This window comes from Sphingomonas sp. NPDC092440 (assembly GCF_044754985.1).
Classification (GTDB): domain Bacteria; phylum Pseudomonadota; class Alphaproteobacteria; order Sphingomonadales; family Sphingomonadaceae; genus Sphingomonas.
In genome coordinates, this window is record NZ_JBIVQA010000001.1 from 565,971 (window position 1) to 578,679 (window position 12,709).

Sequence of the window (12,709 nt, forward strand, 5' to 3'; positions counted from 1 at the left end):
GAGATTCGCGCGAGTCGCAGTGTCTTTGGTTTGCAATAATTCGCAGAAGCCAAGCTTTTCAGTAGTTTGTAAGGTTGCCCCCACGGTTTTCCGCGAGTTACGGCGAGTCAACAAAACTATTTCAGTATCTTTACACCCGACCCCCTTGATCGACTCAGACAGGGGTTCCTAAAACAGACCTCCCAGGCGAGTTCTCGCCAGGGCATTTTGCGAAGCCCGTCGCACAGGGACCGGGGATGTCCGGTGTCGAAGGGCCTCATGTCGGAGCGAATTAGCGCACGGGAAGCGGCTGCTTCCCGCGAAGGAGGGGTACGTCACGGTGACTCAGGTTCAGGCCTTGGAACGGGACGGGATGGAAGCTGCGGTTGCCAAGGCTTGGTCGCATGTGCGCGCGAACCTGCGTCGCTCGGCGGGACAGCGCCTGTTCGACCAGTGGCTCAAGCCGGTCGTCCTGATCGAAGGCAGCAATGCCGAGATCGTGCGTCTGGGCCTGCCCTCGGCGTTCATGACCCAGTGGGTGAAGAATCACTATGCCGAGCGGCTGCTGCTCGAATTCCGCGGCCAGATCCCGGCGGTGCGGAGCGTGTCGATCGAGACGCTGGCGGAGGAGCCGAAGCGCGTCCTGAGCACAGCGTCCGCGCCGGCCGCCGCCGATTCGGCCCCGGTCGCGGCGGCGACGGCCTCGCCGGCCGAGCGCCCGCAGTTCGATGTGCGCTTCACTTTCGATCGCTTCGTGATCGACGCGACGAATCGCGTGGCGTGCAATGCGGCCAAGGCAATGGCCGAGCCGGGTGCGCCGCGATTCAGCCCGCTCTACCTCCATGCCGGCACGGGCCAGGGCAAGACGCACCTGATGCACGCGATCGGCCATGCCTTCCTGGCCGCAAACCCGGAAGCGACCGCGATCTATGTGACCGCCGAGCGCTTCATGTTCGAGTTCGTCCAGGCGCTCCGCAACAAGGATACGCACGCCTTCAAGGCGCGGCTGCGCTCGGTCGACCTGCTGATGATCGACGATCTGCAGTTCATCGGTGGCAAGGACGCCACGCAGCAGGAATTCTTCCACACCGTCAACGAGTTCATGTCCTCGGGCAAGCGGCTGGTGATCGCTGCCGATCGCGCGCCGCAGGCGCTGGAAGGCTTCGAGCCGCGGCTGGCCGGCCGCCTGGCCTCGGGCCTGGTGGCGGACATCAAGCCGGCGGAGCTGGAGCTGCGCCGCGCGATCGTCGGCCGCAAGCTGCAGGACATGCCCGCGGTGACGATGCCGCACGAAGTGATGGACCTGCTGGCCGCGCGGATCACCACCAATGTCCGCGAGCTCGAGGGCGCGCTCAATCGTCTCGTCGCCTATGCGCAGCTGAACGGCGAGGTGATCACGATCGACTTCGCCACCAATGTGCTCGGCGAAGTGCTGCGTTCGGCCCAGCGCCGCATCACGATCGACGAGATCCAGCGCGCGGTCTCGGCGCATTTCGAGGTGAAGCAGATCGACCTGATCTCCGAGCGCCGCGCCGTCGCGATCGCCCGGCCGCGCCAGATCGCGATGTATCTTGCCAAGCGCCTGACCACGCGTTCGCTGCCCGAGATCGGGCGGAAGTTCGGCAATCGTGACCATTCGACCGTGATCCATGCGGTGAAGCGCATCGAGGAGCTGCGTGGCAAGGACGTGGAGATCGATACTGCGGTGCGCACCCTGATGCGGACCCTGGAAGGCTAAGGAGCTGTATTCCTGCCCCTTTCAGGGGCGGGCGGGGTGGAGGAGCTGAGAGCGGGGCAACGCAGATCGGTCACGCCTCCACCCTGATCAACAGAAAGGCCGGGCCCCGGAAAAGGGTCCGGCCTTTTTGTCTAGACATAACCGGGATACGATTTCCCTCGGGCTATGCCCGCCCAGTTCCTGCCCGGTGCGTTTTACCAGCAGATGGTCTGGCCGATCCGCGGATCATAGACGCAGCCGCCATTGCCGCTTTCGAGCATGGGACAATAATCGCTGTAATAGCTCACACAGTCGCCATAATTGGCGAAGCCGCGGGCGCGGTAGCTGGTGCAGGTGACCGATGGCGGATTGTCGCATTCGGCGACGCCCGGACGGGCCTGGAGCGGCTGGGCCAGCACGGCCTGGAATCCGGCCGCGGCGGCGAGCGAGAGCGAGAAACCGATCTTCTTGCGCATGGGTGCCTCCCTTTGGCGTGGGAAGCCCAGGCTAGGGCGCAACGCCGCCGCGGCCCAGCGGAGCTCGATCGGATATGGTGGTTTCGCGCCGCTCAGGGCACCAGCCGGAAATAATAGCTGTAGCTTCGCGTGGCGCCGCTGACGGTGACGTTGCCGATCGTCACGTCATAGATGGTGTTGGCGGCCAGCCCGGCGACTTTCCATTGCAGGCTGTTGGGCAGGCCATAGCCTTCATTGTCCCACGACACGTTCGACACGGTGAGCGCGGCGCCGCCCCGGGCGCGCACGGCGATCGTGGCGTTGGCGAAGCTGACCGCGGCGTTCGCCCCGAAGTTGGAGCTCTTGTTGGCGATCACGCCGAACGACAGCAGCGCCGCGGTGTCGAAATAGCGCGCCGGATACTCCTGGAACGGATAGGCGACATAGTCCGGCAGCGGACCGGCGGTGTTCTGGCTGCTGTTGATCACCTTGATCGAGGCGCCGTCCGCACGGTTGCTGCCCTGCCAGATGCCGGCGACCCGGCCATAGGAGATGGTCGAGAGGAACGGATAGAGCAGCCAGCGGCGATGGCCGATATTGTTCGCCACCACATTGTTGGTGTCGGTGAGCCAGCCGATCAGCAGGTCCGCATCCTGCGAATAGCGCAGGCCGCCCGTGCCCAGATAGATGTTGCTCTGCCCGGCGGCAGTCGCGCCGGCGCTGGTGTAGCAGTTCCAGCTCGCCGGCGGATTGTGGCTGAGCTGGCCGTTGGCGGCCATCATCAGCGCGGATTGCTGGGAGGCGGGCTCGTCGGCCGGCGCATAGGTGACCGCGGGCAGGTTGTGATGCGCGCGGATGTCGTTGAGCGTCGCCAGCACCCGCGCGCCGACCTCGGGCTTGAGCGTCCCGGCCTGGCAGGCGGCGATGTTGGGCGGAGTGCTGTAGAGCAGCGCGACCGAGGTCAGGAAATCCGAGCCGGTGGCCGGCTCGGTGCCCGTCGGGCTGGGCGTGGGCGCCGGCGTGGTGGGGGTAGGGGTCGATCCCGATGGGGGCGTCGGCGTGGGCGTGACGACCGTGCCGCCATCCCCGCCCGAGCCGCCGCCGCTGCACGCGGCCAGGGCGCTGCCGAGCAGCCACAGGGTAACCAGTTTACGCATCTGCACGCACTCCCGCCTGGCGGAACCCCAAGGGCATGGTGCGGTTCCGGCCCTTCCCTGGAGCATAGCGTCCGGGGAAGGGCTGTCAGCAGTTATTGGCAAAGGATTCGGAGTCAGACCTGCAGCCCGACCGCCTTCTGCGCCGCCTTGAGCGTCGGTTCGGCGAGCCTGCTGGCGCGCTCGGCGCCCCTGGCGAGCTGCGCACCCACCGCGTCGCGGTCCGCCAGCAGCTGGTTCAGCCGCGCGCGCACCGGCCCCAGCACGGCGATGGCGAGGTCCGCCAGCGCCGGCTTGAACGCGCCGAACCCCTGGCCGGCGAACTCCGCCACCACCGACTGGGGATCGCGATCCGCCAGCGCGGCGAAGATCGTCACCAGGTTCTTCGCCTCGGGCCGCTCGGCCAGGGCGTCGAACGAATCGGGCAGCGGCTCGGGATCGGTCTTTGCCTTGCGGAGCTTCTGCGCGATCGTGTCGTCATCGTCCGACAGGTTGATGCGCGACAGGTCCGAAGGGTCCGACTTGGACATCTTCGCGCTGCCGTCGCGCAGGCTCATGATCCGCGGGGCCGCCTTGGAGATGAACGGCTCGGGCAGCGGAAACAGCTCAACCTCGAAATCGGTGTTGAACTTGGCCGCGATGTCGCGGGCGAGCTCGAGATGCTGCTTCTGGTCCTCGCCCACCGGCACGTGCGTCGCCTTGTAGACGAGCACGTCCGCCGCCTGGAGCACCGGATAGGCGAACAGGCCGACGCTGGCGCCCTCGCGGTTCTTGCCCGCCTTGTCCTTCCACTGAGTCATGCGGTTGAGCCAGCCCATCCGCGCGGTGCCGTTCAGGATCCAGCACAGCTCGGCATGCGCGGGAACGCGCGCCTGGTTGAACAGGATCGCGCGATCGTCGATGCCCGACGCCATCAGCGTCGCGGCCATTTCGATCGTGCTGTTGGCGAGTTCCCGCGGCGAGATGTTGCCCGTCAGCGCATGGAGGTCGGCGAGGAAGAACAGGCATTCTCCGCCATTCTTCTCTTGGGTGTCCTGCATCGCCACCCATTGCTTGATCGCCCCGAGATAGTTGCCGAGGTGAAGATTGCCGGTGGTCTGGATGCCGGAAACGACGCGCATGATTCGATACTCCGCGCCCGGGCTGACCGTTCGGCCGTTGGACGGGCCGCGGGTCCGAGACGGCGGGGGCGCGGCCGCACAGCGATGTCAGGGACGGAAGCGGGCTGTAGAGGGCCGGTTTGCCGCTGTCCAATGCCATGATGAGGGGCCGGCATCCGCCGGGAACCGCGCTGCCGGCCACCGCGATCGGCGCGCCAGCGCATCCCCGCTATCCCTTAGACCGTCATCCCGGCCTTGAGCCGGGATCCCACTTCTTCCGTCGGCAAGGCAGCGGGACCCCGGCTCAAGGCCGGGGTGACGCGAGGAGAAGATGAGTCCTCAACCTGGGGCCGCGACTCAATCGACCAATCTCGTCATCCCCGCCTGCGCGGGGAGGGTCGTAAAATCAGATACTTGCCTGGGGCCTCGCCCTAGGTTCGGCGCCGCCGCACCAGCGCCTTGATGTCGGAGACCAGGAAGGCGCGAGTGACGAAACAGGCGATGCCATAGACGATGCAGCCCGCCCCCACGAGCACCACCAGCGCGCCGTAACGCTCGACCATATGGCCGTTGAGCCAGGGATCGAGCAGATGGTCGAACGCGAACAGCGCCCCGCCCATGATCACCGCCGCGATCGCCAGGCGGGGCAGGCGGCGCCTGAGCTGCGCGTCGGCAGTGAAATGGCCGCGCCGATGCAGCGTGCGATAGAGCATGAAGGTGTTGACGCTCGATGCGATCGCGGTGGCGAGCGGCGGGCCGCTGGCGCCGATCAGCGGGATCAGCACCAGATTCAGCGCAATGTTCACGCCGACCGAGACGATCGCGTAGCGCACCGGCGTCTTCATGTCGTGGCGAGCGTAATAGCCGGGGGTGAGCACCTTCACGAGGACATAGGCGGGCAGGCCGACGGAGAAGCCCGCGAGCGCCAGCGCGCAGGCGCGCGTCGCCTCCGGGCCGAAATGGCCATATTGGAACAGGCCGCGCACGATCGGCTCGGCGGCGACGATCAGCGCGACCATCGCGGGCAAAGTGAGGAACAGCGCGAGCTCGATGCCGCGATTCTGCGTCTCCATCGCCTCCTCGTCCCTGCCGGCGCCGAGCAGGCGCGAGATGGTGGGAAGCAGGATGGTGCCCAGGCCGATGCCGATCATGCCGAGCGGCAGCTGGTTCAGCCGGTCGGCATAATAGATGTAGGAGAGCGAGCCCGCGGCGAGCAGGCCGCCGGCGAGCGCGCTGGAGATCAGCAGGTTGATCTGCGACGCGCCCGCGCCGGCGGCGGCGGGCAGGATCAGCTTCATCAGCCGCTTCACCTCGGGATCGAGCCGGGGAAGGCGGGGCTTGAGCGACACGCCCGAACGGCGGCAGGCCAGCGCCAGCCAGCCGAGCTGCAGCGCGCCACCGATCGGCACCGCGATCGCCTGCGCCCGCGCCGTCTCGAACGGATCGCCGTTGAACACGGCGAGCGCCACCACCATCGCGACGTTGAGCAGGATCGGCGCCGCGGCATTGACCCAGAATTTGTCGAGCGAATTGAGGATGCCCCCCAGCAGCGAGGCCAGGCTGATCAGCATCAGATAGGGAATGGTGATCCGGCTCAGTTCCACTGCGAAGGCGAAGCGATCGGGCGCGACGTCGTGGAAGCCGCCGGAGAGCAGCCAGGTGAGCGGCCAGGCGGCGGCCAGCATCACTCCGGTCATCACCGCGAGCGCGAGGAACAGCACCGAGAGCGCGCGCTCGGCGAAATCGAGTCCCTGCGAGAGCTCGCCGGTCTCGCCCACCTTCCGATTGAACATCGGGATGAACGCGGAATTGAACGCGCCCTCGGCAAACAGGGCGCGGAACATGTTGGGCAGGCGGAAGGCGATGGTGAACGCGTCGGACGCGAAGCTCGCGCCGACATAGCGGGCCTGCAGCGAATCGCGCACCAGCGCGAGGACGCGGCTGGCCAGGGTGAGGCCGCCGACCGAGCCGAGGCTGCGGGCAAGCTTCATGCCGCCTCCGTCACCCTGCCGACGGCGGCCGCCCGATCCGGCGAGAAGCCGCGGAGAAGCACCGCGGCATTCGCGGATAGCGCAGGAGCCGGGCCCCCGCTTTCGCGGGGGTGACGATGATGGGACATCGAACCCAGCTCCCCGCCTGGCCGATCAGGCTTCGCCCGCCACGTCGCCGGTCAGGCCCGATTCGTTCATCGCGCGCTGCTGGATGTAGATGCCGCCGAAATCGATCGGCTCGAGCATCAGCGGCGGGAAGCCGCCGTCGCGCACCGCATCGGCCAGCACGCGGCGGGCGAACGGGAAGAGCAGGCGCGGCGCCTCGCCGAGCAGGAAGCCGTCGAGCGCCTCGCCCTCGGGCACGTTGCGGATGCCGAACAGGCCGGCATAGGACAGGTCGACGATGAAGGCGGCCTGGCTCTCGGCGGTGGCGCGCACTTCGATCTTGAGGACGACCTCATAGACTTCGTCGGCGATCTTGGCCGAGCCGATGTTGAACTGCACGTCGATGGCCGGCGCGGTCGGGTTCTGGAAGATGGCCGGCGCGTTCGGATTCTCGAACGAGAGATCCTTCACATATTGCGACAGCAGGCCGGCGGCCGGGGCGGTATCGGCACCATTGGCAGCGGGCTCGCCGAATTCGGCGATCGTGTCGTTCTCGGCCATTTCGATGTACCTCTTTATTTCCGGATAGTTTGACGCTGTTTGCGCGTTGGATCGGTTGCGCGCCTAGCAGGCGGGCGCACGCGTTTCAATTGCCCCCGGATTCGACGCGCGGAACCGGAGATTTGAAACCGGCGGCGCTTGGGCCTATGTTAGCGGCGAAGCGTTTGGAGGCTTAGTGTACACGATAATCCTGTTCGCAATGGTGGCCGGTTTCCTGGCGCTCCGACTCTATGCCGTGCTCGGCAAGCGCACCGGCCATGAGCAGGCGTTGCCGAAGCCGAGCGAGGAGCGCGTGGCCGTGCCGCCCGCGGCCCGCACCATCGACCAGACTCCCGAGGTGCGCGAGACCGGCGCCCGGGTGATCGGCACGGGCGCGGAAGCGGGCCTCAAGGCCGTGATCGCCGCCGATCCGAGCTTCGACGTCGCCCAGTTCCTCGACGGTGCGAAGAGTGCCTACAAGATGATCCTCGAGGCCTTCTGGAAGGGCGATGAGGATACGCTGGCCTGGCTGGTGGAGGACGATGTCCGCGCCGGCTTCGCCCAGGCGATCGCCGATCGCAAGGCGGCCGGCCATGTGCTGGAGAATCGCCTGGTCGCGATCGAGCGCGCGCTGATCTCCGACGTGGTGGTGGAAGGCAAGGCCGCCCGCATCACCGTGCGCTTCGACGCCGATATCGCGGCGGTGACGCGCGATGCCGATGGCAATGTGATCGCCGGCTCGCTGAGCGATGCCGTGGAGACGCACGACATCTGGACGTTCGCGCGGAGCCTCCGCAGCGACGATCCCAACTGGAAGCTCGTCGAGACCGACGAAGCCTGAGGGGCCATTATGCGGATCTGGGGGGGAGTCGCGCTCGCGGCGCTGCTGGGCGCTTGCTCGGGCGGCGTGGTGCCGCATTCGGTGGAGCCGGGCTATACGCCGCCGCGCGAAGCGCCGCGGGAGCGTCCGCGAGAGACCGGCCGTGTCTCGGAGCCGCACGGCAATCCCGCCGCGCGCCAGCCCATTCCCGCGACGCCGCTCGCCGCCGTTCCGGCGCCGGCCGCGCCGGCCGGCACGCTCGTCGCCGCTTCGGCCGGGCTCCTCGCCGGCCCCGCGTTCGATTCGCTGCCGCTGAGCGACGCCGGGGCGGCGCGCGCGCTGGTCGCCTATCGGCTCAGCTGCCCCTCGCTGGTGCGCCGCGCCGATGCGAGCGGGCTCACCCAGGGGCGGGACTGGCAGCCTTCGTGCGACGCCGCGAAGACCTGGGACGCACGCGATGCGCGCGGCTTCTTCGCGCGCTGGTTCGAGACGGTGCAGGTCGCCGACGGCAAGGCGCAGGCGACCGGCTATTACGAGCCCGAGATCGCCGGATCGCGCCATCGCCGCCCGGGCTATGAGGTGCCGGTCTACGCTAAGCCCGACGACATCATCGACGTCGATCTCGGCCAGTTCTCCGCCGAGATGAAGGGCAAGCGGATCCGCGGCCGCGTCGCCGGCAAGGCCTTCATTCCCTATTATGACCGCCGGGAGATCGACCAGGGGGCGCTGGACGGGCGCGGGCTGGAGATCGCCTGGGCGGCCGATCCGATCGAGCTGTTCTTCCTCCAGATCCAGGGATCCGGGCGGCTGCGCGGGCCGGACGGCCAGCTGATGCGCATCGGCTTCGCCGGCCAGAACGGCCGCGAATATGTCGGCATCGGCGCGCTGATGCGCGACCGTGGGCTGCTCAAGCCCGGCGGCGCCTCGATGCAGGGCATCATCGCCTATCTGCGCGAGCACCCCGAGGAGGGGCGGGACATCATGTGGGAGAACAAGAGCTATGTGTTCTTCCAGGAATTGAAGGGCGCCGGGCCCAATGGCTCGCTCGGGCTGCCGGTCACGGGGCAGGTGAGCGCCGCGGTCGATCCCAAGTTCATCCCGCTCGGCGCGCCGGTGTTCCTCTCGATGGACCGTGCCGAGGCGAACGGCCTGTGGATCGCGCAGGATACCGGCGGGGCGATCAAGGGGGCCAACCGGGTCGACACCTTCTGGGGCGCGGGCGACGATGCGCGCGCGATCGCGGGCGGCATGAATGCGCGCGGCACCGCCTGGCTGCTGCTGCCGGCGGGCACGCTCAGCCGGCTGGGCGGCGGGCCGATCGCCACGGTGCCGGCCCCGCAACGCCAGCGGTGAGGCGCCTCGCGCCCGAGGAAGCGGCGCTGTGGAAACGCGTGATCGCCAGCGTGACGCCGCTCGAGAAGCGTGCCGCGCGGGCGGCCGTGACCGTCGAGGAGCCCGCACCGGCCGCGGCCCAGCCCCTGCCGGCCAAGCGCAAGGGACGGGTGCCGCCGCTACGCGCGGTGGCGGCGCCGCCGCCCGCGCCGCCGCGCGGGCAGGCCGTCAACACGCTCGACGCCTCCTGGGACCGGCGCCTCGCGCGCGGGCTGGTCGCGCCGGATTCGACCGTCGACCTGCATGGCCACAGCCTCGCCTCGGCCTATGACCGGCTCGATTTCGGGCTGGAGGCGGCGATCGGGCGGAGCGACCGGGTGCTGCTGCTCGTCACCGGCAAGCCGCCCCAGCCGGAATCCGAGCGCCCGCATGCGCGCGGCGCGATCCGCGCGGCGGTGGGCGACTGGCTCGCCGCGTCGCGCCATTCCGATCGTATCGCTGCCGTAAGGACCGCGCATTCCCGCCACGGCGGGGCCGGTGCGCTCTACATCGTGCTCAGGCGGCCCCGAGAAAAATCTTAACTTCTCTCTGCGATGTGTCCGGGGATCGCGGCCGGCATCTGCCGGTCCGGCGACGGGTTGCTGGGGGGAAGAGCGAGCGCAGTGGAAGGATTTTCGCTCAAGAGCCGTGCGATAGCCTTTGCGATGTGCGCCGGTGCCGTGGCGTTCATCCTGGCGCTGGCCGCGGCCTCCACGCCCGGCATGATCACTGTCGAGACGGCGGGCCGCGCGCTGATCGCCGCCATCGTCTGCGGCGTGATGTGCTGGGCATCGGCCGAGCGCAGCATCGCCTCCACCGCCGAGGCCATCGACGCCGCGATCGCCCGTCTCCAGGGCGCCGCCAATGGCGATCTGCAGAGCGGCATCCCGCCTCAGGTGCACGTATCGGTGCCGACGCTGGCGCGGGCGATGGACGGGCTGTTCCGCCAGCTCCACGCCAATCTCGAGAGCGTCCAGCGGCTGGCGATGTTCGATCCGGTGACGTCGCTGCCCAACCGCACCAATTTCCGCCGCACCGCCGAGCGCATGCTCGCGGACCTGGCGCCGGGCAATATCGCGGTACTCTATTTCATCGATCTCGACCGTTTCAAGCACGTCAACGACACGCTGGGCCATGCCACCGGCGATGCGCTGCTCGGCATGGTGGCCAATCGCCTCCGCGCCGTGGCGGACCGCTTCGCCGCCGAGGCCGATGCCCGCCCGCCGCTGATCGGCCGCCTGGCCGGCGACGAGTTCACCATGTTCTTCCCGGCGCTGCGCCATGTGCGCGACGCCGAGCGGATCGGGCGCGGCATCCTCTACGCCCTTTCCGAGCCGTTCGACCTTGCCGACCAGGAAGTGTCGATCGGCGCTTCCATCGGCATCGCGCTGCGCCCCGAGCACGGCACCACGCTGCACGACCTGATGCGCGCCGCCGATGCCGCCATGTACCATGCCAAGGCGATGGGCCGCGGCCGCGCCGAGCATTTCACCGAGATCCTCGCCGCCGAGATCGCCGAGCGGGCCCGACTGGAGAGCGACTTGCGCGAAGCGGTCGACAAGGACCAGTTCACGCTCGTCTACCAGCCCCAGGTCTCCGCCGCCGACGGCCGCATCGTCGCCGCCGAGGCGCTGCTGCGCTGGCGCCATCCGGACGGGCTCAAGATGCCCGGCACCTTCATCCAGCGCGCCGAGGAGACCGGCCTCATCGTCGAGATCGGCGAATGGGTGGTGGAAAGCGTCGCCGAGACGATCTCGCGCTGGGGGCGGCTGGGCATCCAGCAGCGGCTCGCGGTCAATATCAGCCCGCGCCAGCTCGACCATGCCAGCTTCTTCCGCAAGCTGCGCGAGGCGATGCTGGCGGCCAGGGCCCCGGCCAGCCTGCTCGAGCTCGAGATCACCGAGACGCTGGCGATGCACTGCTCGAGCGAAGTGCTCGATGCGATCGCCACGCTGCGGGCCGACGGCGCCACCATCGCCATCGACGATTTCGGCACCGGCTATTCGAACATCGCCCGGCTCCGCAAGCTGCCCATCGACCGCATCAAGCTCGACCGCAGCCTGATCGAGCAGGTCGCCGAGAGCGCCGAGGCGCGCATCATCGCCCAGGCGGTGATCGGGCTGATCCACGGCCTGGGCTGCGAAGCCGTGGCCGAGGGGATCGAGAGCGAGGACCAGGCCACCGTGCTGCGCGTCATCGGCTGCGACGTGCTCCAGGGCTATGCCGTGGCGACCCCGATGGAAGAGAGCGCCTTCCTCGAATGGGCGCGGGGCATCGCGCCGCAGCGAGTTGCGGGGTAAGCGCTGGTTCCTCCCCCAGCTTGCTCGGGGAGAACTTATCGCATCACCCGCCGCAGCACCTCCTCATAGACGTCCGTCAGCGCGGCCAGGTCGGCCAGCGCCACTGCCTCGTCGAGCTTGTGCATCGTGGCGTTGAGCAGGCCGAACTCCACCACCGGACACAGTTTCGAGAGGAAGCGCGCGTCCGAGGTGCCGCCGGTGGTCGAAAGTTCCGGCACCACTCCCAGCCGCGCCTGGATCGCCCCGGCGACCAGCGCCGAAAGCGCGCCGGGCTCGGTGAGGAACGCCTCGCCATAGACGCGGCCCCTGACGATCCCCGCCGGAGCATGGCGCTGCACGATCTCCTCGATCCGGGCAATCAGGTCCGGGCCGTGCTGCCGGTCGTTGAAGCGGATGCTGATCCGCGCCCCGGCATGGCCGGGGATGACGTTGGTCGCCGGATTGCCCACGGCCATGTCGATGATCTCGATGTTCGAAGGCTGGAACCAGGCATTGCCCTGGTCCAGCTCGATGGCGTCGATCTCGGCCAGGGCGCGGACGAGCCGGGGGACCGGGTTGTCGGCCAGGTGAGGATAGGCGACATGGCCCTGCCTGCCGGGGATCGCGATGTCGATCACCGTCGAGCCGCGCCGGCCGATCTTGATCATGTCGCCCAGGCGGTGCTGCGACGTGGGCTCGCCGACCAGGCACAGGTCCGGCATCAGGCCGCGCTCGGCCATCCGCTCGATGAGGCGAGGCGTGCCATAGGTGGCAGGGCCTTCCTCGTCGCCGGTGATGATCAGGCTGACCATCCCCTCGGGCACGCGCGCCGCCGCGGCGACGAAGGCGGCGATGGCGCCCTTCATGTCGACGGCGCCGCGACCGTAGAGAAGCTCGCCCCGGATCTCGGGCGTGAAGGCGTCGCTTGCCCAGCCCTGGCCGGGCGGCACCACGTCGAGATGGCCGGCAAAGGCGAAATGGCGGCCGGCGCCGCCCCGCACCGCGAGCAGGTTCTCGACCGGCCCCTCGGGCGCCTCGCCCTCGACGAAGCGCTCGACCCTGAAGCCGAGCGGCAGCAGCGCCGCTTCCAGCACGTCGAACACGGCGCCGCGCGCCGGGGTGATGCTCTCGGCGGCGATCAGCGCCTTGGTGAGTTCTACGGGATCGGGCAAGATGGTCTCCGGCATTGGTGGAGGTG

The 12,709-nt window shown here is 68.7% G+C and carries 11 protein-coding genes; 5 read left to right on the forward strand and 6 right to left on the reverse strand.

Going from position 1 to position 12,709, the window contains the following annotated elements:
* Nucleotides 1-352 precede the first annotated feature (352 nt).
* Nucleotides 353-1,717, forward strand: coding sequence for a chromosomal replication initiator protein DnaA (dnaA, locus tag ACIQCS_RS02720; RefSeq protein ID WP_345850908.1), 1,365 nt, complete (start codon nucleotides 353-355; stop codon nucleotides 1,715-1,717).
* A gap of 194 nt (nucleotides 1,718-1,911) precedes the next feature.
* Here the strand turns inward: dnaA and ACIQCS_RS02725 are convergent, their stop codons facing one another.
* The 5 genes from ACIQCS_RS02725 to secB all read right to left on the reverse strand — a co-directional run bounded on the left by ACIQCS_RS02725 (nucleotide 1,912) and on the right by secB (nucleotide 7,062).
* The gene (locus tag ACIQCS_RS02725; protein ID WP_280278228.1) at nucleotides 1,912-2,172 is read right to left on the reverse strand and encodes a hypothetical protein; all 261 of its coding nucleotides are present in this window, start codon (nucleotides 2,170-2,172) and stop codon (nucleotides 1,912-1,914) included.
* A 92-nt stretch (nucleotides 2,173-2,264) separates the two neighbouring features.
* Nucleotides 2,265-3,308 (reverse strand): CAP domain-containing protein, encoded by a 1,044-nt coding sequence (locus tag ACIQCS_RS02730; RefSeq protein ID WP_345850910.1) that lies wholly within the window; start codon nucleotides 3,306-3,308, stop codon nucleotides 2,265-2,267.
* 113 nt (nucleotides 3,309-3,421) lie between these two features.
* A complete protein-coding gene (trpS, locus tag ACIQCS_RS02735; RefSeq protein WP_345850911.1) occupies nucleotides 3,422-4,426 on the reverse strand; it encodes a tryptophan--tRNA ligase in 1,005 nt (334 codons plus the stop codon).
* A gap of 410 nt (nucleotides 4,427-4,836) precedes the next feature.
* A complete protein-coding gene (gene murJ / locus ACIQCS_RS02740; protein WP_345850913.1) occupies nucleotides 4,837-6,396 on the reverse strand; it encodes a murein biosynthesis integral membrane protein MurJ in 1,560 nt (519 codons plus the stop codon).
* Between the two features lie 153 nt (nucleotides 6,397-6,549).
* A complete protein-coding gene (gene secB, locus ACIQCS_RS02745; protein WP_345850914.1) occupies nucleotides 6,550-7,062 on the reverse strand; it encodes a protein-export chaperone SecB in 513 nt (170 codons plus the stop codon).
* A gap of 175 nt (nucleotides 7,063-7,237) precedes the next feature.
* Between secB and ACIQCS_RS02750 the strand changes: the two genes are divergently transcribed.
* The 4 genes from ACIQCS_RS02750 (at nucleotide 7,238) to ACIQCS_RS02765 (ending at nucleotide 11,532) form a co-directional block, all read left to right on the forward strand.
* A complete protein-coding gene (locus ACIQCS_RS02750) occupies nucleotides 7,238-7,882 on the forward strand; it encodes a Tim44/TimA family putative adaptor protein (RefSeq protein ID WP_345850915.1) in 645 nt (214 codons plus the stop codon).
* A gap of 9 nt (nucleotides 7,883-7,891) precedes the next feature.
* The gene (locus ACIQCS_RS02755; RefSeq protein ID WP_345850916.1) at nucleotides 7,892-9,214 is read left to right on the forward strand and encodes a murein transglycosylase A; all 1,323 of its coding nucleotides are present in this window, start codon (nucleotides 7,892-7,894) and stop codon (nucleotides 9,212-9,214) included.
* Nucleotides 9,211-9,774, forward strand: coding sequence for a Smr/MutS family protein (locus ACIQCS_RS02760; RefSeq protein WP_345850917.1), 564 nt, complete (start codon nucleotides 9,211-9,213; stop codon nucleotides 9,772-9,774). Before ACIQCS_RS02755 ends, ACIQCS_RS02760 begins: the two co-directional genes overlap by 4 nt.
* A gap of 81 nt (nucleotides 9,775-9,855) precedes the next feature.
* Nucleotides 9,856-11,532 (forward strand): EAL domain-containing protein, encoded by a 1,677-nt coding sequence (locus tag ACIQCS_RS02765; protein ID WP_345850918.1) that lies wholly within the window; start codon nucleotides 9,856-9,858, stop codon nucleotides 11,530-11,532.
* Between the two features lie 35 nt (nucleotides 11,533-11,567).
* Here ACIQCS_RS02765 and dapE read toward each other — a convergent pair whose 3' ends face one another.
* On the reverse strand, nucleotides 11,568-12,698 hold the full coding sequence (gene dapE / locus ACIQCS_RS02770; RefSeq protein WP_345850919.1) for a succinyl-diaminopimelate desuccinylase: 1,131 nt from the start codon (nucleotides 12,696-12,698) through the stop codon (nucleotides 11,568-11,570).
* Between the last annotated feature and the right edge of the window lie 11 nt (nucleotides 12,699-12,709).

Excerpts from the sequence above, each read along its gene's own strand:
- dnaA (WP_345850908.1), top strand. The coding sequence starts at position 353 with ATGGAAGCTGCGGTTGCCAAGGCTTGGTCGCATGTGCGCGCGAACCTG.
- ACIQCS_RS02725 (WP_280278228.1), bottom strand. The coding sequence starts at position 2,172 with ATGCGCAAGAAGATCGGTTTCTCGCTCTCGCTCGCCGCCGCGGCCGGA.
- ACIQCS_RS02730 (WP_345850910.1), bottom strand. The coding sequence starts at position 3,308 with ATGCGTAAACTGGTTACCCTGTGGCTGCTCGGCAGCGCCCTGGCCGCG.
- trpS (WP_345850911.1), bottom strand. The coding sequence starts at position 4,426 with ATGCGCGTCGTTTCCGGCATCCAGACCACCGGCAATCTTCACCTCGGC.
- murJ (WP_345850913.1), bottom strand. The coding sequence starts at position 6,396 with ATGAAGCTTGCCCGCAGCCTCGGCTCGGTCGGCGGCCTCACCCTGGCC.
- secB (WP_345850914.1), bottom strand. The coding sequence starts at position 7,062 with ATGGCCGAGAACGACACGATCGCCGAATTCGGCGAGCCCGCTGCCAAT.
- ACIQCS_RS02755 (WP_345850916.1), top strand. The coding sequence starts at position 7,892 with ATGCGGATCTGGGGGGGAGTCGCGCTCGCGGCGCTGCTGGGCGCTTGC.
- dapE (WP_345850919.1), bottom strand. The coding sequence starts at position 12,698 with ATGCCGGAGACCATCTTGCCCGATCCCGTAGAACTCACCAAGGCGCTG.